The sequence below is a fragment of the Mycobacterium timonense genome (assembly GCF_025821985.1).
GTDB lineage: Bacteria > Actinomycetota > Actinomycetes > Mycobacteriales > Mycobacteriaceae > Mycobacterium > Mycobacterium avium.
The window spans coordinates 32,283-52,980 of sequence record NZ_JACKSY010000100.1 but is presented as its reverse complement, the minus strand read 5'-3'; the positions used below and the strand labels follow the sequence as shown (position 1 = coordinate 52,980).

Genomic DNA, 20,698 nt, shown 5'->3' with positions numbered 1-20,698 from the left:
TCTGCCTGGCGCGACGCCGTACCAACGTCCTTTACGCCCTCATCCGTGACAACCGCACCTGGCAACCCGAATCACCCCCGATCACCAAGTCGGCGGCTTGACATCTTCATTGAGAGTCCTTTCCAGCCGGCGACATAGTTCTTCCAGCTGGCCAACGACCGCATCTCGGCGTCCTGGGTGACCCAGCCGTAGGTGGACAAGGTGGTCTGCACATCGGCGTGGCCGAGCCGGCGCATCACCACGTGTTCGGGGACTCCGGCCAATAGCAGCGCGGTGGCGTGGGTGTGTCTCAGCCAGTGGGGCGTCCAACCTGCGGGCAGACTGGGTTGGGCCCGTTTGATGCCCCGGACTTTGTCGTAGACGGTTTCGACCCGCATCGCGGCAAACCGGGGTCCGTGGGCCAGGTTGACGAACACGAAGTGGCTGGCCAGATCCGGAACCTCGACATCAGCGGCCATCGCGACCAGCTGCCATACATATTCGGAGTACAAGGCCTCCAGATCATCGCCGACATAAACCCGACGGGAGCCGGTCTTGACTCGTACGCCGTGCGGGTGGTCTTGGCGGTCGACGATCTCGATGAATGGGGTGGCGCCGGCACCGATGTGGAAGTCGTGGTGCCGCAACGACAACGCCTCGCCCAGTCGCATGCCGGTCTCGGCCAGCACGGCGAACAACAGCCGGTTGCGCACCGCGGCGGGCCCGCCAGACCATGTCCCGTCGTGCTGCACCGAACACGCATCTAAAATGGTGTTGACTTGCGGCGGGGTCAGCACCGGGGTGGTGCAACGGTTCTGTGTGCGCATCCGGTAAATCGGGTGATCCCCGCGACGCTGCGGTCCGACGCCGTCGAGGAAGCCGACGTAGCGCCGATAACGCCGCCAACTGCCCCGCGAGGTGAACAGCCGCCGATACGGAGTATCGACGTGGTGGGCGTCGGCGTGATAGCGGTACATCGACAACACCGCTGCGGCACGCGGCTGCAACGACGAGGCCGCCAAGCGCTGTTGCGGCGGCCCGATTCGGGCCGAGCCCGGCAGATCCCCAGTGCGCAGGAACTGCAGATACTGCCCAAACAAGGTGGTAGGGAAGTCGTCCCAGACGTGGCCAGTGTGGCTGAGCACGGTAAACCAGTCGGCGATGCCGGCGGCGTACGCGCGGACCGTGTGTGGGGAGGCTCCGCCGTCGCGTAGGAACCGCAGATACTCCGCGGCTGGACCGATCGGCAGTCCGTCATCGCCGACCACGGTGTAGGTGTCGGGTCCCTCGCCGAAGCTGACTCGCTGCGATCGCGCCACCACGCACCCCTGGGGCTTACCCGCGCCGGTTACCGCGCTGGGACAGCACAATCACATTGTCATGTCTGCCGGCCAACGCCGGCACGCGCTCCTCGGCACCGTGAGTATGGGTGCCTGTAGCTCCGCGCTGCCCGGCCATGAAGTCCTCCAGCACATCCTGCGGCCACATCAGTTCATAAGGGGCCAGCATGGCTGCGCTGCGAGCCGAAAACGCGATATCGAGCCACCTGCTGATCAACAGCGGTCGCTCCACGTCGCGATCGTTCCAACCCGGCTCGACACGCCCCCACGTGGTATCGGTTTCCGCGTTGACCCGGGTATACAGCTGACGGCGCAACGCCTCGAACCGGTCGGAGGCCAACAATCCCGAGACATGCAAATGCCGCAGCAGCGCACCCAGCGAGATCCCCCACTTAGCCTTCACCGGCAACAACTCAGCCAGCGAGGGCGCCCGCGACACCTCCTCGGCCAACACCCCCGCGGGCGCCAACAACTCTGAGGCGAACGCCGAGGCCTGCTCTTCGCGTTCTTCGGTAACACCGCCCGACGCGTGTAACGACAAATGCCCGACCTCATGCGCCAGCGTCCACCGAGTCCTCTCCCACGAATTCGACTGGCGCACCACAATCAGCGGCCGAGTGTTGAACTCACCGACCCGCACCGAATAACCCAAATGCTTATCCAGCTTGCCCGTCGAATCCTCATCCCCAAGGACCCGACGCGATGAAGACGTCAGCAGCCGACGCACCACGATCACCACACCGCTGCGCTCGACCTCATGCGTCAGATACTCGATCGGCACGTCGACGTCGAATCCCAGTGCCTGACGCACCACCTCGGCCGCCTTCGCTACGGGGGTATGCGAAGGCAGTACCGGAAGCCGCACCGGCGGCAACTGTGCACGACTGTCCAGTTCGTCGAGGAATTCCCCAGCCAGCGCCGCGAACTGAGCCAGGTACTCGCGTTCCGACACCGTGATTGATCGCGGCGCCCGAAACAGCAGATCCGACGGATGCACACGCGAGGTCGGCGCGGTAGTGAAGAACTTCGCCGGGAAGCGCAGCACCTCAACGAGCCGATCGAAATCCTCGACCGGCACCAAGGCTGTCGTCGACTTCTCCAACCGGTTGAGCCGAGAATGCTTCCAGCCCAACGCTTCCATCACCGCGGTAACCGTCATCGCCCGCATCACCCGAGCCTGGTTGACGCGCAGCCCGTAGATCTGCACCGTCGTCTTCATCGCAGCTCCGATTCAACAACGACCCCACGACATGACCCATACGACCTTCCAGCACAGCGCGATCCGCCTAGGCCGGCTCGTCCGGATCGTCGGTGCCCGACCCCAACGCCGGTGGCTCGAGATCCCCGAAGTCGCTGGCCGGTTCGACGCTGCGTTTCGGTGTTGTCAGCAGTGGTGATTCCGTCACTGGCGGGAGCGGTGAAGTTGCCAAGATCTGCACCCGCGACGCACTGTCCACATCGATGACCGCCGCCAACTCGGCCTCCGCCAGACCCGACCCGTCGTCGGTGGGCCACCACAACGAAAGGATGTCTGGCTTGCCCGCCGCGGTTGTCTTCGGCGCCGGAAACAGCTCCGCCTTGGACCCCTCGTCGAGCATCATCTGCCTGCCCGGTTCGGTCGACNCCCGTAGCAGCGGCAGCCCACCCCCATCCGGCATCGCCACGATGCGCACTCGCTCCCCGTGCAGCACCTTCGACGGCCACCGCCGAACCCGCAGGTCCATCCCCCGGCCATTTGATATCTGCACCGACAACCCACTGCCACACCTCGACGACAACGTGTCCCAGGGCTGCGGCCCCCGAAGCTCCCGCATCCGCAACACCATCAACCGAACATCCGTGCAAAACGCCTGTCCATGAATGTCCCGCGGACTGTCGAACAACGCCTTCCACTGTTCGCCCACTTTCGGGATCGCCCGCTCGATGTCGTAACGCAGCGTCGCAAACGACTGTCGATGATCGGACACCACCCGATCTAACCACCCCTGTAGGTTCATGTGGCGAATTTCGCACGGTAAAGCAGCCTAAGCAAGCAACTCGGCCGGTGTGTCGCCGACCGAATCTTCTGCCCGTTTCCACCATCAAAGAATACATGTTTCTTGTGATAAATGCCCAGGTAGGCACGCCGTAAGACTGTCGGTTTGAGCGGTGACCTACAGATAANGGCCGGTGTGTCGCCGACCGAATCTTCTGCCCGTTTCCACCATCAAAGAATACATGTTTCTTGTGATAAATGCCCAGGTAGGCACGCCGTAAGACTGTCGGTTTGAGCGGTGACCTACAGATAATTCCACCAGGTGCTGCTGCACGTCGAGCGCAACCGCGCCGGCCGGCGGCGACTCAGCGAAATCGCCGTGCTGCAACGGGTTCAGGAACGGGTGCGCTCGGTCACGGTGTGGCACGCCGACCGGGGGATGACCGAGGCCGCCCCGCTGCTGCGGCGGGTGCTGGAAGACCGGATGCCGTCATGACCGGGCCGGTGGTGGGTGCGTTGCTGCTAGCGGTTGCCCTCGTCGTCGGGCCGCCCTCGCCGCGGCGCCGGCTGGGCGTGGCGGTGACGGGCAGCCGGCGGCCATCGGCGCGCCGGCTCGCGGGGCTGGGCTGGGTGGCCGCCGGCGCCGGCTGCGCGGCCCTGGCCGTGCTGCCGTTGCCGAGCGTGCTGGCCGGCGCGGTGGTGGCCGCGACGGCGGGTCTGCGGCATCGCCGCCGCGGCCGGATCCGCCGCGCCGCCGGCGAGGGCCGGGCACTGGAAACGGCGCTCGACGTGCTCGTCGGCGAGCTACGGGCCGGCTCGCATCCGGTGCGCGCGTTCGACGTCGCCGCCGGCGAGACCGCCGGCCCGGTCGCGGTGGCGCTGCGCTCGGTGGCGGCCCGGGCCCGGCTGGGCGCCGACGTCGCGGCCGGCCTGGCCGCCGCGTCGCGCGGCTCGGCGCGGCCCGAGCACTGGCAGCGGCTCGCGCTGTGCTGGCGGCTGGCCGGCGACCACGGGTTGGGCATAGCCACCCTGATGCGCGCCGCGCAGCGGGATATCGCTGAGCGGCAACGGTTCTCGGCCCGGGTGTCATCGAGCCTGGCCGGCGCGCGGGCCACCGCGGCGATCCTGGCCGCCCTGCCGGTGCTCGGCGTGCTGCTCGGCCAACTGATCGGCGCCCGGCCGCTGGATTTCCTGCTGGGCGGGCAGGTGGGTGGGTGGCTGCTGCTCGTCGGCGCGACGCTGGCCTGCGCCGGGCTGCTGTGGGCCGACCGCATCGTCGATCGGGTGATGGCATGACGCGCAGATGGATCTAGCGGCGGTGTTGCTGGCCGCGGCCGTGCTGATGGGCCCCGGCCCCTCGCTGACGCGCCGGCGTGCCGGCACGCCGGCGCGGGCCGAGGGGCCAAGGCGTGAGCCGGGCCCGGGGCGGGGGCGCGGCCCCGATCCGCTGGCGATCGCCTCCTGTCTCGACGTGCTGGCGGTATGCCTGGGCGCGGGGATGGCGGTGTCAGCCGCCGCGGCGGCCGCGGTCCCGTCCGCCCCGGCGCAGTTGGGGCGGGTGCTGCGCCGCGCCGCCGACCTGCTGGCGCTCGGCGCCGATCCCGCCGTCGCATGGTCGATGCCGCCGGACCCGCCGGGCGGCCCGGCCGACCCGCAGATCGACGCGCTGCTGCGGTTGGCCCGGCGTTCGGCGGCCTCGGGCGCGGCGCTGGCCGGCGGCGTCGCCGAGTTGGCCGACCAGTCCCGCAGCGACGCCGCCCATACGGCTGCCGCCGCGGCCGAGCGGGCCGGGGTGCTGATCGCCGGGCCGCTGGGTCTGTGCTTCCTGCCGGCGTTCGTCTGCCTGGGCATCGTCCCGGTGGTGGCCGGGCTGGCCGGCGACGTGTTGCGGTCCGGGCTGTTGTGAAAGGAAAGGAAGTCATTGATGCGCAAGGTGTTTCGCAAATTCTCGGCTCGTGTGGCGGTGCTGGTGGCCGACGAGTCGGGCATGTCGACCGTCGAGTACGCCATCGGCACCATCGCGGCGGCCGCCTTCGGGGCGGTGCTCTACACCGTGGTCACCGGCGATTCCATCGTGTCCGCGCTGACCAACATCATCGGTCGCGCGCTCAACACCAAGGTATAGCCGGCTGTGCCGGCGCCAGCACCGTCGAGGCGGCACTGGGCATCGCCTCGCTCGTCGTGGTGCTGGTGGCCTGCCTGGCCGGGATCACCGCGGTTTCGATGCAGGTGCGCTGTGTCGACGCCGCCCGCGAGGCCGCCCGGCTGGCCGCCCGCGGCGACGAACGCTCCGCCACGGCGGCCGCGGCCCGCCTCGCGCCCGCGGGGGCGCGGGTCGACCTGCGCCGCGACGGCGACCTGCTGGTGGCCACCGTTGTCGCGCATTCGAAACTGTTGCCCGCCCTCGATATTCGGGCCCAGGCGGTCTCGGCGGCCGAGCCGGCGCGGTGAGCGCGGGTCGGCCACCCTGGTCGCGGCCTGGATGGTGGTGGTGCTGCTGTCGGCGACCGGTGCCGCGGTCTACCTCGGTGCCGCGGTGGTGGCGCGGCACCGGGCCCAGGCGGCGGCCGATCTGGCGGCCCTGGCCGCCGCGGCCCGGTTGCCGTCGGGAGCCGATGCGGCCTGCGCCCGGGCCGCGGCCGTGGCCCACTCCATGCGGGTCGACGACATCGGTTGTGTCGCAGACGGTCTCGACGTCGTCGTCACGGCGCGGGTGGCGGTCGGCGCCGTCGGCACCGCCGTCGCCGCCGCGCGGGCGGGCCCGGCGACCGGCTAAGGCGTTCCGCCGGTGGCTTGCGGCAGGCCCGCGGCGGCCAGCTCTTCCTCGGTGGGCAACCGCAGCGAGACCAGCCCGGCGTAGGCGTCCGGCTCGAGTTCCACGCGGTTCACCGTGATGTGCACCGGCACCCAATCGCCGTCGTGCCCGGCCAGCCGCAGCACCCTGCTGGTGGCGCCCCCGCTGAATTCCTCTGTCATGGCCGACATCACGGCGTGGTCGTCGGGGTGGACCCGGGGCTTGCCGGTCTCGCTGCTGCGCCAGTCGTAAAAGGTGCACGGCTCATCCAGCCATTTCAACAGCGTCCAATTGTTGAGATCGATCAGCGCGCGGTGCACCCCGGCCTGGGCCAGCCCGGACAGGATCCGCTGCGCCAGATCGTCGGTCGACACCGCGGGCCCCTTCTGCTCGGCCTGCCAGTTGATCGCCCGCGCCACCAGGTGTTCCCGGCCGTCGGGCCCCGGCTCCAAGATGGTGCGCGCCACGAAACCGATCCGAATGGCCTCGCCCCGCCAGTCGGTGAGATCCCAAGTGCTGCACAGTGTTTGATCGGGTTTGGCCTTGACCGCCATCGCCAGCACCTTGGTTTCGTTCGGGTTGAGCTCACGCGACGGGAGATCCTCGGCGAACGCCCGGCCGAACGTGACCTCGACCTCGGGGTTCTTGCCGCTGTTGATCAGCGATTCGCGGGTGTCGGTGGCTACCCCCAGCGTCAGGTCCCATTTCAGCGGCCCGGGAATCGGCCGCTCCGGCGGCTCGATGTCCGACGGCCCGGTCCACACGTGCACGCCGTGGATGAATCCGTCGGACATCACCACCGGTTCGGTGCGGATGACGCGGTCGCGCTTGGGGGTGATGCTGGTCAATGCCTGGCCGGTCTGCACCGACTCGGCGATCGCCGTCCGAACCGCGGAGAGGTAGGGGCTGCGGCGCAGGAACGTGGTGATCGGCACGAGATTCTTGAGCTGACGGCCCTGCGCCACAACGGTGGGATCACCCCCGAGCGTCTCCACGAGCAACCAGTCGTGGGCCATGCGGACGATTTTACGGTGACCGGGCGGGTCCGGGGCAGGCCCGGGTGAACCGGCCCGCGGATTTCGTCGCCCGCCCCTGCGCTCAGCGCGGCCCTCCGTCCAACTCCGCGAGGACCAATCGCAACACCCGCGCCGCGCCCGCCTTGTCGAGCGGGTCATTGCCGTTGCCGCACTTGGGCGACTGCACGCACGACGGGCAGCCCCGGGGGCACTCGCACGCCTCGATGGCGGCGGCCGTCGCCCCCAGCCAGGTGCTGGCCCGGCGAAAGCCCCGCTCGGCGAATCCGGCCCCACCGGGGTGACCGTCGTAGACGAAGACGCTGGGCAGGCCGGCGGGTTCGGGTCCCGCCGCGGTGGACAAGCCGCCGATGTCGCCGCGGTCGCAGCTGGCCACCAGCGGCAGCAACCCGATCGCCGCGTGCTCGGCCGCGTGCAACGACCCGGGGATGCGCGGGCCGTCAATGCCGTTGTCCCGCAACGCTTCCTCGGTGATGGTGTACATCGCCGCGGTGGTGGCCAGCGTGTGCTCCGGCATGTCCAGTTCGATGAAGTCGATCACCTCCCCGGACAGGCGGCGGCGCAGGTAGCCCACCACCCGGTGGGTGACCCGCACCGGCACCAGGCCCAGGGTGACCGGCCCGAAGACCAGCCGCTCCCCGGCGCCGGTGACGGCGATGTCGGTGATTTCCCGCGCGAACGTCGCATACCCGGGATCCTCGGCGTGCACGAACGCGATGCCCTCCTGCAGATCCAGCGAGTCGACGACGTAGCTCTCGCCCTGATGCAGGTAGACCGCGCCCGGATGGACCGACGCCGGTGCCTGCCCGGCGCCGGCGCTGCCCAGCAACCGGCCCGTGTCGGCCTCGAGGATGACGACCTGGCCGCCCGCTCCCCGGATGTCCACCGCGGCGTGCGGCTGCAGGCCGGGCGCCGGGAAGTACTTCCCGTTCCGCCGCCGCAGCAGCCCGTCGTCCACCAGGCCCTCGGCCACCTCGGTGGCGTCCAGCTCGCGCACCTCCGCCTCCTGCAGCGGCAATTCCGTTGCCGCACACAGCAATTGCGGACCCAGAATGTAGGGGTTGCGCGGGTCGATCACCACCCGCTCGACCGGCTTGCCCAGCAGCGCGGCCGGGTTGTGCACCAGGTAGGTGTCCAGCGGATCGTCCCGGGCGATCAGCACCACCAGCGCCCCCTGGCCGCGCCGCCCGGACCGCCCGGCCTGCTGCCAGAACGAGGCGACCGTGCCCGGGAAACCGGCCAGCACCACCGCGTCCAGCCCGGCGATGTCGACCCCCAACTCCAGCGCGTTGGTGGTGGCCAGGCCCCGCAGCCGGCCCTCGGCCAGCGCCCGCTCGAGGGCGGTGCGGTCCTCGGCGAGATAGCCGGCGCGATAGGACGCCACCTGCGCCGACAACTCCGGGGCGATCTCGTCCAACCGGGCCTGCGCGCCGAGCGCGGTCAACTCGGCCGCCCGGCGCGACCGGACGAATGTCAGCGTCTGCGCACCCTCGGCGATCAGGTCGGCCATCACCCGCGCCGCCTCCCCACCGGCGGAACGGCGCACCGGCGCACCGTTCTCGCCCACCAGATCGGCCCGCAGCGCCGGCTCCCACAACGCCACCGTCCGCGCCCCCTGCGGGGAACCGTCTTCGGTGACCTCCCGCACCGGCAGCCCGATCAACTCGGCGGCCGTCGCGCCGGGCGAATCCGTTGTCGCGCTGGCGAAGATCACCGCCGGCGCGCTGGCGTACCGGGCGCACAACCGCAACAGCCGGCGTAGCACCATCGCCACATGGGAACCGAAAACCCCACGGTAGTAATGACATTCGTCGACGATCACGAAGCGCAGGCCGCGCAACAGCACCGCCCAGCGGGCGTGGTTGCGCAGCGTGGACAGATGGATCATGTCCGGGTTGGAGAATACCCAGCGGGACCGCTCCCGCGCGAAGCGGCGCACCTCGGTGGGGCTGTCGCCGTCGTAGGCGGTGGGGGCGACCGCGAAACCGGGTTCCCGCAGCCGCGGAATCGCCGCGGTCAACGCGTGCGCGGCGCGTAACTGGTCGTGGCCGAGCGCCTTGGTCGGCGACAGGTAGAGCACCCGGGCCCGCGGGTCGGTGGCCAACGCGTTGAGCGCGGGAAGCTGATAGGCCAGCGACTTGCCCGACGCGGTGCCGGTGCTGACCACCACGTGACGGCCCGACCAGGCCAGGTCGGCGGCCGTGAACTGATGCGACCAGGGTGATTTGATCCCGCGCGCGGCGAACGCGCCGACCACCTCCGGCTCGGCCCACGCCGGCCAGTCGTGCGGCCGGCCACTGCGCGGCGGCAACTCGGCCACATGACGCAGCGGCTGCTCGTCGGCGGTGGTCCCGGCGAGCGCGGCGGCCAGCAGCTCACTGCCGAAACTCGCCATCTCGCCCCTCGTGGAACCGCCCGGCGACGCAAGTCTGTCGCCGACGCGATGAACATGGTTGACTATTTGCGGTCGCAGCTTCTGTGTTCGTGTCAAACTTTCGCAGGATCGACGTTGCGGCCGCGGTTCCTGCGAGGTTAATCGGTCGGGTGAAGTTCCGGCGACTGAGCGAGGTATGGCGGTCGTACCAGGACCCGGGGCATCGAAAGGCGATGCCCCGCACCCAGAAGAAAAGGAAAGATCGAGAGATGCCACAGGGAACTGTGAAGTGGTTCAACGCGGAGAAGGGCTTCGGGTTCATCGCTCCCGAAGACGGTTCCGCTGACGTGTTTGTCCACTACACGGAGATCCAGGGAACGGGCTTCCGCACCCTTGAAGAGAACCAGAAGGTCGAGTTCGAAATCGGCCACAGCCCTAAGGGCCCCCAGGCCACCGGAGTCCGCTCCCTGTAGGCGAGCAGACCTGAAACGGATACCCCCCGTGCAGTCCCGCCCAGCGGGCCCGGCCGGGGGGTTTCCTCTTTTCTCTAGTTTTCTCCAGGGGTTTCATCCCTGGTGATCTCCCGCGGCCCGAGTCGGCGCGCCCGCAACGCCGATTGCCTCAAGACGCGAACGGCAGACCTGGCCTACTGTCGGATGGCGTGAGCCAGCTTTCCTTCTTCACGGCGGAGTCGGTGCCCCCCGCGGTCGCCGATCTCTCCGGGGTGCTGGCGGCGTCCGGGCAGATCGTCATGGTGGGGACCCCGGAACCCCACGGCGCCCGGCTGTCGGTGGTGGTCGACCACACCTGGCGCGCCGAGGCGCTGGCGGACATGATCTCCGAGGCCGGCCTGGTGGCCGAGATCGGCCGGACCGACGAGGACACCCCGCTGGTGCGCACCGCGGTGGATCCCGCGCTGAGCCCGCTGGCCGTCGAATGGACGCGCGGCGCCGTGAAGACCGTCCCGCCGCGCTGGCTGCCCGGGCCGCGCGAGTTGCGGGCCTGGACGCTGGCCGCCGGCAACCCCGAGGGCGAGCACTATGTGCTGGCGCTGGATCCGCACGCACCCGACACCCACTCGCCGCTGGCGTCGGCGTTGATGCGGGTCGGCATCGCGCCCACGCTGATCGGCACCCGCGGCGGGCGGCCGGCGCTGCGGATCAGCGGCCGCCGCCGGCTGTCACGCCTGGTAGAGAACGTGGGAGAGCCGCCCGACAGCCCGGAGGCGTCGGCGCACTGGCCGCGCGTGTAGCGGGCGGACGGACCCCGGATCCGGCCCGCCGCCGGGCCCGCCGGTTTGCGCAGGCGAGCCTCCGGGTGCGAAATTGTCAGGTGCCGCAGGGCGAAGGAACGGTCGCGTACTGTGAATTTCACCGGAATTTTCGTAGCCGACCTGTCATTCTTCCTGCAGGTGGTCTCGCAGGGGGGACCAATCAGGGATGGAGCGTAAGGGCAGTTGGCTGACCCGAAACTGAAGGAAAACACCAGCGGCGGGAACGGCAGCCGCCGGCGACTCGTGATCGTCGAGTCGCCCACCAAGGCGCGCAAACTGGCCAGCTACCTGGGCTCGCGGTACATCGTCGAGTCGTCGCGCGGGCACATCCGCGACCTGCCCCGGGCCGCGGCCGACGTGCCGGCGAAATACAAGTCGGAGCCGTGGGCGCGGCTCGGCGTGAACGTCGACGCCGACTTCGAGCCGCTGTACATCATCAGCCCGGAGAAGAAGCACACCGTCAGCGAGCTCAAGGGCCTGCTCAAGGACGTCGACGAGCTCTACCTGGCCACGGACGGCGACCGCGAGGGCGAGGCCATCGCCTGGCACCTGCTGGAAACCCTCAAACCCAACATTCCGGTCAAGCGGATGGTGTTCCACGAGATCACCGAGCCGGCCATCCTGGAGGCCGCCGAGAACCCGCGCGACCTGGACATCGACCTGGTCGACGCGCAGGAGACCCGGCGCATCCTGGACCGGCTGTACGGCTACGAGGTCAGCCCGGTGCTGTGGAAGAAGGTCGCGCCCAAGCTGTCGGCGGGCCGGGTCCAGTCGGTGGCCACCCGGATCATCGTGCAGCGCGAGCGCGACCGGATGGCGTTCCGCAGCGCGTCCTACTGGGACATCGTGGCCCAGCTGGACGCCAGCGTGTCCGACCCCCAGGCCTCCCCGCCCACCTTCGCGGCCCGGCTGACCAGCGTGGACGGCCTGCGGGTGGCGACCGGGCGGGACTTCGACTCACAGGGCCAGCTGCGCAAGGCCGACGAGGTGATCGTGCTCGACGAGCCCCAGGCGACCGAGCTGGCCGCCGGGCTGCAGGGCGCCCAGCTGTCGGTGGCCTCGGTGGAGGAAAAGCCCTACACCCGCCGGCCGTACGCGCCGTTCATGACGTCGACGCTGCAGCAGGAGGCCGGCCGCAAGCTGCGGTTCTCCGCCGAGCGCACCATGAGCATCGCCCAGCGGCTCTACGAGAACGGCTACATCACCTATATGCGTACCGACTCGACCACGCTGTCGGGCTCGGCCATCAACGCCGCGCGCACCCAGGCGCGTCAGCTCTACGGCGAGGAGTACGTCTCGCCATCGCCGCGCCAGTACACCCGCAAGGTGAAGAACGCGCAGGAGGCGCACGAGGCGATCCGTCCGGCCGGCGAGACGTTCGCCACCCCGGACGCGGTGCGCCGCGAGCTCGACGGCGACGAGTTCCGGCTCTACGAGCTGATCTGGCAGCGCACGGTGGCCTCCCAGATGGCCGACGCGCGCGGCACCACGCTGAGCCTGCGGATCGGCGGTCAGGCCGGGGACCGGCAGGTGGTGTTCTCCGCGAGCGGGCGCACCATCACCTTCCCGGGCTTTTTGAAGGCCTACGTGGAGACCGTCGACGAGCTGGCCGGCGGCGAGGCCGACGACGCCGAGAGCCGGCTGCCGCAGCTGACCCAGGGCCAGCGGCTGGACGCCATCGAGCTCACCCCCGACGGCCACGCCACCAACCCGCCGCCGCGCTACACCGAGGCGTCGTTGGTCAAGGCGCTCGAGGAGCTGGGCATCGGCCGCCCGTCGACCTACTCGTCGATCATCAAGACCATCCAGGACCGCGGCTACGTGCACAAGAAGGGCAGCGCCCTGGTGCCGTCCTGGGTCGCGTTCGCCGTCACCGGTTTGCTGGAGCAACATTTCGGCCGGCTGGTGGACTACGACTTCACCGCCGCGATGGAAGACGAGCTGGACGCGATCGCCTCGGGCCAGGAGCGGCGCACCGACTGGCTGAACAACTTCTACTTCGGCGGCGAGCACGGCGTGGCCGACTCGATCGCCCGCTCCGGCGGCCTGAAGAAACTCGTCGGCGTCAACCTGGAGGGCATCGACGCCCGAGAAGTCAACTCCATCAAGCTCTTTGACGACGAGCAGGGCCGCCCCGTCTACGTCCGGGTGGGCAAGAACGGGCCCTACCTGGAGCGCATGGTGACCGGCGACGACGGCGAGCCCACCCCGCAGCGGGCCAACCTCAACGACTCGCTGACCCCCGACGAGCTCACCCTCGAGGTGGCCGAGCAGCTGTTCGCCACGCCGCAGGAGGGCCGGGTGCTGGGGGTGGATCCGGCGACCGGCCACGAGATCGTCGCCAAGGACGGCCGTTACGGGCCGTATGTGGCCGAGGTGCTGCCCGAGCCGCCGCCCGACGATGACGACGGCAGCGGCGCGCCCGCCAAGAAGGGCAAGAAGCCCACCGGGCCCAAGCCGCGCACCGCGTCGCTGCTGCGCACCATGGACCTGCAGACGGTCACCCTCGAGGACGCGCTGCGCCTACTCTCGCTGCCCCGGGTGGTGGGGGTCGACCCCGAGACCGGTGAGGAGATCACCGCGCAGAACGGCCGCTACGGTCCATACCTGAAGCGCGGCAACGACTCTCGCTCGCTGGCCACCGAGGAGCAGCTGTTCGACATCACCCTCGAGGAAGCGCTGAAGATCTACGCCGAGCCCAAACGCCGCGGCCGGCAGGGCGCCGCCGCGCCGCCGCTGCGGGAGCTGGGCGCCGATCCGGCGACCGGCAAGCCGATGGTGATCAAGGACGGCCGGTTCGGGCCGTACGTCACCGACGGCGAGACGAACGCGAGCCTGCGCAAGGGCGACGACGTCATGTCGCTCACCGACCAGCGCGCCGCCGAGCTGTTGGCCGACCGCAGGGCGCGCGGCCCGGCGAAGCGGACCGCCAAGAAAACCAGCCGCAAGGCCCCGGCCAAGAAGGCGGCCAAGCGCGGTTAGCCGCTCACCTCGCTGGAAACCTCTTGCGGCGCAACCTCTTCGGGGGTGGCCAGCTTCACCGGTCGGGCCAACTGGGTGGGTGCGGTGCGGCCGCGCAGCTCGACGACCTCGCCGACGTCCCAGCACAACGCCTCCGAATCCAGCGCGCCGCTGACTGCGATCGCCGACGCCAGCACGTGGCCGGGCTCGAGTTTGGCCAGCTCGGTCAGCCGGGCGGCCTCGTTGACCGGGTCGCCGATCACGGTGTACTCGAACCGGGCCTGCGCGCCGATGTGGCCGGCGATGGCGCGGCCGGCCGACACCCCGATGCCGAACTCCGCCGAACCGATCACCGGCAGCAGCGCGTCGTGCAACTCCCGCGCCGCGGCCAGCGCCCCGCCGGGGGAGTCGGGGTGCTCGATCGGCGCGCCGAAGATGGCCAGCGCGGCGTCACCCTGGAACTTGTTGACGAAACCGCCATGCTTGCCAACGGTTTCCACCACCACCCGGAAGAACTCGTTGAGCAGGTGCACCACCTCGGCGGGCGGGCGGGTGGCGGCCAGCTGGGTGGAGCCGACCAGGTCCACGAACAGCACCGCGACATCGCGTTCCTGACCGCCCAGCTCGGTGCCGCGCTCCAGCGCGCGGCGGGCCACGTCCTCGCCGACGTAGCGGCCGAACAGGTCGCGCAGTCGCTGCCGCTCGGACAGGTCGCGGACCATGTCGTTGAAGCCGGCCTGCAGCAGGCCCAGCTCGCTGGCGTCGTAGATCTGCATGTGCGCGTTGTAGTTTCCGCGCTGCACCTCCGAGAGCGCCCAGCGCAGCTGGCGCAGCGGGTCGGCGATCGACATGGCCACCAGCAGCGTGCTGACCAGCCCGATGCCCAGCGCCGCGACCGCCAGCAGCAGGATGGGGGTGAACAGCTTCTCCGGCGTGGCATGCAGCAGCGAGGTCTTGTCGGCCACCACCGCCAGCACGATGGCCAGCACCGGCACCGCGGTGGACAGCATCCAGGTCAGGATCTGGCGCAGGATGACGCCGGGCGCCTTGACGTTCTCGGGCACCCCGCTGCGCAGCGCGGCGACGGCCACCGGGCGCAGCACCCGCTCGCACTGCAGGTAGCCGATGATCGCGGTGGCCGCGGCGCCCAGCCCGGTGGCCACCGCCACCACCGGCGCGGCGAACCGGGCCACCGACCAGCTGGCGATGATGAACACCACGCCGCCGATGCACCAGATCACCATGCTGGTGACGGTGCGGTAGAACGGCATGCGCAGCGCGCGGATGCGGGCGAGTTCGGTGGCGGCCGGGTCGGATTCGGCCAGCAGGTTGTCCCGGCGCTGCCACCGGAACACCGGCATCAGCAGCGTCAGGTTCACCACCGAGGCGGCGAGGAACAGCACCACCAACGACGTCGCGAACACTGCCAGGTTCACCACCGGCAGGTCCTGGAGCTGGATGCGGTCTTCGGGCGGCAGGGCGTAGCGCAGGAAGCCGAGCACGAACAGCGCGCCGATGATGTCGGCCTGCATCATGCTCAGCCAGAACAACGGCCACGGTGTGCGCACCACCCAGCGGGCGAATGCGCTGATCCGCCCCGGTAGTGCCGCCGCTGTTGTCACGATCCCACCGTATCGGGCGGCGGCGACGTCCCGGAAACTAAATTGCGTTCTCGGCAGGTCATTTCGGCGGCCGCGACGGCGGCGAAGATAACGGAATGGTCGCGGTATGGTGGCCGATCGGTATCTGTCGGGCGGACGCAGTAGGTTAGGCGCTGATGTCCGGGGTGTTTACGCGGCTGGTAGGCCAGGACGCGGTGAAGGCCGAGCTGCTCGGCGCGGCCCGGGCCGCCCGCGGTGACGCGGGCCACAGCGACGCGGGCGCCGGGACTATGACACACGCCTGGCTGATCACGGGCCCGCCGGGGTCCGGACGCTCGGTGGCGGCGCTGTGCTTCGCGGCCGCGCTGCAATGCACCGCGGACGGCGAACCGGGTTGTGGCCGCTGCCATGCCTGCACGACGACCCTGGCCGGCACCCACGCCGACGTGCGCCGGGTGGTTCCCGAGGGCCTGTCGATCGGCGTCGACGGAATGCGCGCGATCGTGCAGATCGCCGCGCGGCGCCCGGCCACCGGGAACTGGCAGATCGTGGTGATCGAGGACGCCGACCGGTTGACCGAGGGGGCGGCCAACGCGCTGCTGAAGGTGGTCGAGGAGCCGCCGCCGTCGACGGTGTTTCTGCTGTGCGCGCCGTCGGTGGACCCCGAGGACGTGGCGATCACGCTGCGGTCCCGGTGCCGGCACGTCGCGCTGGTGACGCCGTCGACCGAGGCGATCGCCCGGGTGCTGGTCGACAGCGACGGCCTCACCCCCGAGACGGCGGACTGGGCGGCGTCGGTCAGCGGCGGCCATGTGGGCCGGGCGCGGCGGCTGGCCACCGACCCCGAGGCGCGGCAGCGCCGGGAGCGGGCGCTGGGCCTGGTGCGCGACGCGGCCACGCCGTCGCGGGCCTACGCCGCGGCCGAAGAGTTGGTGGCCGCGGCCGAGGCGGAGGCGGTGGTGCTGACCGCCGAGCGCGCCGAGGCCGAGACCGAGGAGCTGCGCACGGCGCTGGGCGCCGGCGGCACCGGCAAGGGCACCGCGGGCGCCATGCGCGGGGCGGCCGGGGCGATCAAAGACCTTGAGCGGCGCCAGAAGTCGCGTCAGACCCGCGCGTCGCGGGATGCGCTGGACCGGGCGCTGATCGACCTGGCGACCTACTTCCGGGACGCGCTGATGGCCTCCTCCGGAGCCGGGGCGGTGCGGGCCAACCACCCGGACATGGCCGAGCGGGTCGCGGCGCTGGCCGCGCACGCGCCGCCCGAGCGGCTGCTGCGCTGCATCGAGGCGGTGCTGGAGTGCCGCGAAGCGCTGGCCGTCAACGTCAAGCCCAAGTTCGCCGTCGACGCCATGGTCGCCACCATCGGCCAGCAACTTGGGTGACGCGACCCCTCTGCCGTAGACTCGTGCCGCCCATCGGGCACGCCACCTTAGCTCAGTCGGTAGAGCGGCTCACTCGTAATGAGCAGGTCAGGAGTTCGATTCTCCTAGGTGGCTCCGTTTGTCTGGCGCCGAGCGTCACGCCAGCGTGACCGTCGGCGCCGAGCGTCACGCCAGCGTGACGGCGGCGGGCGAGGCGCTCACGCCGGGGCCAGAAACCCGACCGGGCCCGACGCGAGGCACAGCGCCAGCGCGGTGGTGTTGGCCCGCACCGTGATCGCGTCCCCGGCGCCGGGCAGCCGGGCGAAGACGCGGTTGAGCCCCGGATGCACCGGCACCTTGACCGGGGGGCCCTGCGTCATCGACAACGTCATCGATCCGTCGCTGTTGGCCAGGTAGTTCAGCTCGACCGTCCAGTCGGCCGGCAGCAGCGGGCCGTCCAGGACCAGGCGGGCCGGTCGGTCCGGCTGCGCGAAATACCCGCACTGCGGCATCGGCCCCGGCGTGATGGTGCGCACCCAGGTCACCCGCGCCCTGATCAGCCGCCCCGAGCTGTCCAGCATTCGCAATTGCGTTGTCGCCGAAGCGAATTCGGGCCTGTCGCGGAGCAGCGCGAACAGGTGGCTGGCCAGGTTCTCCGGCGCGGCCACCCGTTGCAGCACCAGCGGATCGACCTCCTGGTCCAGCAGCGGCGCGTCGCTGGCCGCATGCGCCGCCGCCAGCGCGGCCCGGGCGTTGCGCAGATAGGGCTGGGCGGGGTTGTCGCGCCAGCTGGTCAGGAACGTGGCCGTCGAGTACAGGCTGCTGGCCAAAAACAGCGCCGCCAAACCGCACGCGACTATCGTGCGTTTCGGTGAGGCGTCCAACCAGCGCGGCCCGGCGGGCCGGTTCGGGGCGCACAACGCGACGGCGGCCAGCAGCGCCAGCACGACGACGAGATCCGGCAGATACCGCAGCGTCTGGGCGAGTTCCAGCGCGGTCTGCTTGGACGACCGCATCAGATAGATCGGCACCTGGCAGGCCACCGCGTAGCCGGCCGCGGTCAGCCACACCGGCCCGATCCGCCGCTTGCGAAGCAGCGACACCGCCAGCACGCCGGCCAGCGCCAGCCAGCCGAGCGCCATCACCAGCGGCGGCGGCGTGGCCCACGGCGAGGCCGGCGCCCAGCGGTCCCAGTGCCACGGCCCGCCGGCCAGCCCCGGCACTATCCCGTGCGTGATCGAGCGCACCAGCAGCCGGCCCGTCATCACCACGTCCGAACTCCACCGCCGCTGGTTGACCACGGCCAGGTACAGCCCCACCCAGGCGGCGGTCAACGCCAGCGACGGCACCCACAGCCGCAGGCCGGCCCGCCACACCGCGCGCAGCGCGGATCCCGGTCCGGCGTCGCCCGCCACATGACGCAGCAGCGCGGCCACCGCGAACGCCACGAACGGGATCACCGCGGACTTCTCGAAGAACAGCAGCCCGCCGAGGTAGACCAGCACCCCGGTCAGCGCGTAACGCCGGTTCCCGGTGCGCACCAGCAGGATCGCGTCGCCGCACACCCAGGCCAGCGCCGCCAGTAGCGGCAGCGAATTCAGCGCCGCCGCCCACCACGCGAACCCGGGCACCGCCAGCGGGGTGAACAAGGCGAACGTAAACGGGATCAGCAGCACCGGCCGCCAGCCCAGGATCACGTGCAGCGCGCGCAACAACGCCAGCGACGCCAGCAGCTGCAGCACCAGCAGGCTGACCGCCGGCCAGGTCCAGTCCAGCGGCGCGGCCCGGATGATGGTGCCGGCGAGCAGGAATGCCCCCGGCATGAGGTGCCCGTCGTGGTCGTCGAACAGATACGACGGCGCCAGCAGGTTGTGGGTGCCGGCCTTGCCGATCAGGATCAGGTCGTCCCAATAGAAGTAGCCGCCGAACGCCAGCACCGCGCGCACCGCCAGCTGCACCACGACGAGCGCGGCGGCCGCCAGGGCTATGTATGGTGGGCCGGTGCGCGCACTGGTTACCGGGGCAGCCGGATTCATCGGCTCGACGCTAGTCGACCGCCTCCTGGCCGACGGTCACACGGTGGTGGGGCTGGACAACTTCGCGTCCGGCCGCGCGAGCAACCTCGAGCATCTGGTCGGCAACCCGGCGCACGTGTTCGTCGAGGCCGACATCGTGACCGCCGACCTGGAGGCCATCCTCGACGAACACCGCCCGGAGGTGGTGTTCCACCTGGCCGCCCAGATCGACGTGCGGCACTCGGTGGCCGACCCGCAATTCGACGCCTCGGTCAACGTCATCGGCACCGTGCGGCTGGCCGAGGCCGCGCGCCGCACGGGCGTGCGCAAGATCGTGCACACCTCCTCCGGCGGCTCCATCTACGGCACCCCGCCGACCTATCCCACCCCCGAGACGGTGCCCACCGACCCGGCCTCGCCGTATGCCGCGGGCAAGGTGGCCGGCGAGATCTACCTGAACACCTTCCGCCACCTCTACGGCCTGGACTGCTCGCACATCGCGCCGGCCAATGTCTATGGGCCGCGCCAGGATCCGCACGGCGAGGCCGGTGTGGTGGCGATCTTCGCCCAGGCGCTGCTGTCGGGCAAGCCCACCAAGGTTTTCGGGGACGGCACCAACACCCGCGACTACGTTTTCGTCGACGACGTGGTGGACGCCTTCGTCAAGGCATCCGGGGACGCCGGCGGCGGCCAGCGCTTCAACATCGGCACCGGCGTCGAAACCTCGGACCGGCAACTGCATTCGGCCGTCGCGGCCGCCGTCGGGGGACCCGACGACCCGGAGTTCCACCCGCCGCGGCTCGGCGACCTGAAGCGGTCCTGCCTCGATATCGGCTTAGCCGCAAGGGTTTTGGGCTGGCAACCGAAGGTCGGCCTGCAGCAGGGGGTGGCCCGCACGGTCGAGTACTTCCGCAACCAGCACAACTAGTTCGGGTCGGGCGGCAGCGCGGATTCCAGCGCGACCGCCCGGGCCAGGCGCGCGTAGCGCAGCTCCAGGTCCTTGAACCGCATATAGGTGCTGAGCGTGGTGAAGCAGAACGCCATCACCAGCGCGTAGAGCATCAGGTCTGTGCCGCGGCGCACCCCGAACCAGTTCGCCACCACGGTGGTGTCGTCGGGCCGCAGCACGGCATAGATACCGGCCAGCACGAACACCACGTAGCCGACCTTGACCCAGGCCCGGGATCGGGCGTTGCGCCGCGAGCGCAGCAGGTAAACCAGCAGCGCCACAATGGATCCGATCAGCAGCACCTGGATCCAGTTCATCGTGGAATCCTTCCTCGCAGAAATCCGTCGAAAATGATGTTCACCCCGTTGAGCAGCGGTTGGCCCTTCGACCTCGAGTACTCGGTGTAGAGCACCTCGATGGGTTCTTCGACCACGCGCCAATGGTTTTCGTCGATCAGCATGACGAACTCGTTGGCGTGGCTCATGCCGCTCATGGTGATGTCCAGCCCGTCGGCGACCTTCTTGTTGAACACCCGCAGCCCGTTGTTGGTGTCGGTCAGGCCGAGCCGGCGGCCGCGCCGGCTCAGCCGTGCCGCGGTCTGCAACACCATGCGCTTCACCAACGGCGGCCGGGCCCCCTGCCGGGTGCCGAACCGGGTGCCGATGACGACATCGACGTCACCGACCCGCAGCCGGTTGACCATCGCGGCCAGGTCTTTGACCCGGTGCTGGCCGTCGGCGTCGAAGGTGGCGAAGACCTGGGCGCCTGGCTGCCGGCGGGCGTACTCGACCCCGGTCTGAATGGCCGCGCCCTGCCCGAGGTTGATCGGATGGCGCACCAGATGCGCCCCGGCCCGCCGGGCGATCTCGCCGGTGTCGTCGGTGCTGCCGTCGTCCACGCAGACGACGTTGTCGAATACCGAACGCACATCGGCTATCACCTCGCCGATGACGGCGGCTTCGTTGAAGGCGGGAATCACGACCCAGACGGCCGAATAATGCGTGTCAGTACCCATCTAAGCCCACAAGGTACACGCCGGTGC

18 protein-coding genes, 1 tRNA gene and 1 pseudogene are annotated in these 20,698 nt (G+C 70.2%); 12 read left to right on the top strand and 8 right to left on the bottom strand.

Annotation, left to right across the window (positions count from 1 at the left end):
- Nucleotides 1-71 precede the first annotated feature (71 nt).
- Nucleotides 72-1,298: a tyrosine-type recombinase/integrase gene (locus H7I87_RS22275; protein ID WP_167542810.1), complete on the bottom strand. Its 1,227-nt coding sequence runs from the start codon at nucleotides 1,296-1,298 to the stop codon at nucleotides 72-74.
- 16 nt (nucleotides 1,299-1,314) lie between these two features.
- Nucleotides 1,315-2,538, bottom strand: a complete 1,224-nt coding sequence (locus H7I87_RS22270; protein ID WP_011723607.1) for an ImmA/IrrE family metallo-endopeptidase — start codon at nucleotides 2,536-2,538, stop codon at nucleotides 1,315-1,317.
- A gap of 1,075 nt (nucleotides 2,539-3,613) precedes the next feature.
- On the opposite strand from H7I87_RS22270, the pseudogene H7I87_RS22260 reads away from it, so the two are divergent.
- From H7I87_RS22260 to H7I87_RS22235, 6 genes and pseudogenes are all read left to right on the top strand, one after another.
- Nucleotides 3,614-3,790, top strand: a pseudogene (locus H7I87_RS22260) (TadA family conjugal transfer-associated ATPase); the annotation flags it as partial.
- Nucleotides 3,787-4,590, top strand: coding sequence for a type II secretion system F family protein (locus H7I87_RS22255; RefSeq protein ID WP_011723610.1), 804 nt, complete (start codon nucleotides 3,787-3,789; stop codon nucleotides 4,588-4,590). The pseudogene H7I87_RS22260 and the gene H7I87_RS22255, both read left to right, overlap by 4 nt.
- A gap of 7 nt (nucleotides 4,591-4,597) precedes the next feature.
- Nucleotides 4,598-5,200: a type II secretion system F family protein gene (locus tag H7I87_RS22250; protein ID WP_179143963.1), complete on the top strand. Its 603-nt coding sequence runs from the start codon at nucleotides 4,598-4,600 to the stop codon at nucleotides 5,198-5,200.
- A gap of 18 nt (nucleotides 5,201-5,218) precedes the next feature.
- On the top strand, nucleotides 5,219-5,419 hold the full coding sequence (locus H7I87_RS22245) for a DUF4244 domain-containing protein (RefSeq protein WP_009974713.1): 201 nt from the start codon (nucleotides 5,219-5,221) through the stop codon (nucleotides 5,417-5,419).
- Nucleotides 5,416-5,745 carry a TadE family type IV pilus minor pilin gene (locus H7I87_RS22240; protein WP_179143964.1) on the top strand — a complete coding sequence of 110 codons (330 nt, stop codon included), beginning with the start codon at nucleotides 5,416-5,418 and terminating at the stop codon, nucleotides 5,743-5,745. Before H7I87_RS22245 ends, H7I87_RS22240 begins: the two co-directional genes overlap by 4 nt.
- A gap of 31 nt (nucleotides 5,746-5,776) precedes the next feature.
- A complete protein-coding gene (locus H7I87_RS22235) occupies nucleotides 5,777-6,070 on the top strand; it encodes an Rv3654c family TadE-like protein (protein WP_009974714.1) in 294 nt (97 codons plus the stop codon).
- Here H7I87_RS22235 and H7I87_RS22230 read toward each other — a convergent pair.
- Nucleotides 6,067-7,104, bottom strand: a complete 1,038-nt coding sequence (locus tag H7I87_RS22230) for a PAS domain-containing protein (protein WP_003873275.1) — start codon at nucleotides 7,102-7,104, stop codon at nucleotides 6,067-6,069. The two genes, H7I87_RS22235 and H7I87_RS22230, sit on opposite strands and share 4 nt — an antisense overlap.
- 82 nt (nucleotides 7,105-7,186) lie before the next feature.
- Nucleotides 7,187-9,517 carry a DEAD/DEAH box helicase gene (gene sftH, locus H7I87_RS22225; RefSeq protein ID WP_011723614.1) on the bottom strand — a complete coding sequence of 777 codons (2,331 nt, stop codon included), beginning with the start codon at nucleotides 9,515-9,517 and terminating at the stop codon, nucleotides 7,187-7,189.
- A 248-nt stretch (nucleotides 9,518-9,765) separates the two neighbouring features.
- Here sftH and cspA point away from each other — a divergent pair, with 248 nt between their 5' ends.
- From cspA to topA, 3 genes are all read left to right on the top strand, one after another.
- Nucleotides 9,766-9,969: a cold shock protein CspA gene (gene cspA, locus H7I87_RS22220; RefSeq protein ID WP_003419650.1), complete on the top strand. Its 204-nt coding sequence runs from the start codon at nucleotides 9,766-9,768 to the stop codon at nucleotides 9,967-9,969.
- A gap of 188 nt (nucleotides 9,970-10,157) precedes the next feature.
- Nucleotides 10,158-10,748, top strand: coding sequence for a hypothetical protein (locus H7I87_RS22215; protein WP_011723615.1), 591 nt, complete (start codon nucleotides 10,158-10,160; stop codon nucleotides 10,746-10,748).
- A 204-nt stretch (nucleotides 10,749-10,952) separates the two neighbouring features.
- Nucleotides 10,953-13,751 (top strand): type I DNA topoisomerase, encoded by a 2,799-nt coding sequence (topA, locus tag H7I87_RS22210; RefSeq protein WP_009974717.1) that lies wholly within the window; start codon nucleotides 10,953-10,955, stop codon nucleotides 13,749-13,751.
- Here topA and H7I87_RS22205 read toward each other — a convergent pair.
- Nucleotides 13,748-15,409 (bottom strand): adenylate/guanylate cyclase domain-containing protein, encoded by a 1,662-nt coding sequence (locus H7I87_RS22205; RefSeq protein WP_010948854.1) that lies wholly within the window; start codon nucleotides 15,407-15,409, stop codon nucleotides 13,748-13,750. The genes topA and H7I87_RS22205 overlap by 4 nt on opposite strands.
- Nucleotides 15,410-15,507: 98 nt before the next feature.
- Between H7I87_RS22205 and H7I87_RS22200 the strand changes: the two genes are divergently transcribed.
- Both H7I87_RS22200 and H7I87_RS22195 read left to right on the top strand, forming a co-directional pair.
- Nucleotides 15,508-16,713 carry a DNA polymerase III subunit delta' gene (locus H7I87_RS22200; protein WP_023861949.1) on the top strand — a complete coding sequence of 402 codons (1,206 nt, stop codon included), beginning with the start codon at nucleotides 15,508-15,510 and terminating at the stop codon, nucleotides 16,711-16,713.
- A 41-nt stretch (nucleotides 16,714-16,754) separates the two neighbouring features.
- Nucleotides 16,755-16,827 (top strand) — tRNA-Thr (locus tag H7I87_RS22195).
- Nucleotides 16,828-16,910: 83 nt separating this feature from the next.
- Here the strand turns inward: H7I87_RS22195 and H7I87_RS22190 are convergent.
- On the bottom strand, nucleotides 16,911-18,728 hold the full coding sequence (locus H7I87_RS22190; protein WP_085989538.1) for a hypothetical protein: 1,818 nt from the start codon (nucleotides 18,726-18,728) through the stop codon (nucleotides 16,911-16,913).
- Here H7I87_RS22190 and H7I87_RS22185 point away from each other — a divergent pair.
- Nucleotides 18,694-19,635, top strand: a complete 942-nt coding sequence (locus tag H7I87_RS22185; RefSeq protein WP_011723619.1) for an NAD-dependent epimerase/dehydratase family protein — start codon at nucleotides 18,694-18,696, stop codon at nucleotides 19,633-19,635. The two genes, H7I87_RS22190 and H7I87_RS22185, sit on opposite strands and share 35 nt — an antisense overlap.
- Here the strand turns inward: H7I87_RS22185 and H7I87_RS22180 are convergent.
- Together H7I87_RS22180 and ppgS are read right to left on the bottom strand one after the other, a co-directional pair.
- Entirely contained in the window at nucleotides 19,632-19,973 is a 342-nt protein-coding gene (locus tag H7I87_RS22180; RefSeq protein WP_003873266.1) for a DUF2304 domain-containing protein, read from the bottom strand. The two genes, H7I87_RS22185 and H7I87_RS22180, sit on opposite strands and share 4 nt — an antisense overlap.
- Nucleotides 19,970-20,671, bottom strand: coding sequence for a polyprenyl-phospho-N-acetylgalactosaminyl synthase PpgS (ppgS, locus tag H7I87_RS22175; protein WP_003873265.1), 702 nt, complete (start codon nucleotides 20,669-20,671; stop codon nucleotides 19,970-19,972). Before ppgS ends, H7I87_RS22180 begins: the two co-directional genes overlap by 4 nt.
- Nucleotides 20,672-20,698 lie beyond the last annotated feature (27 nt).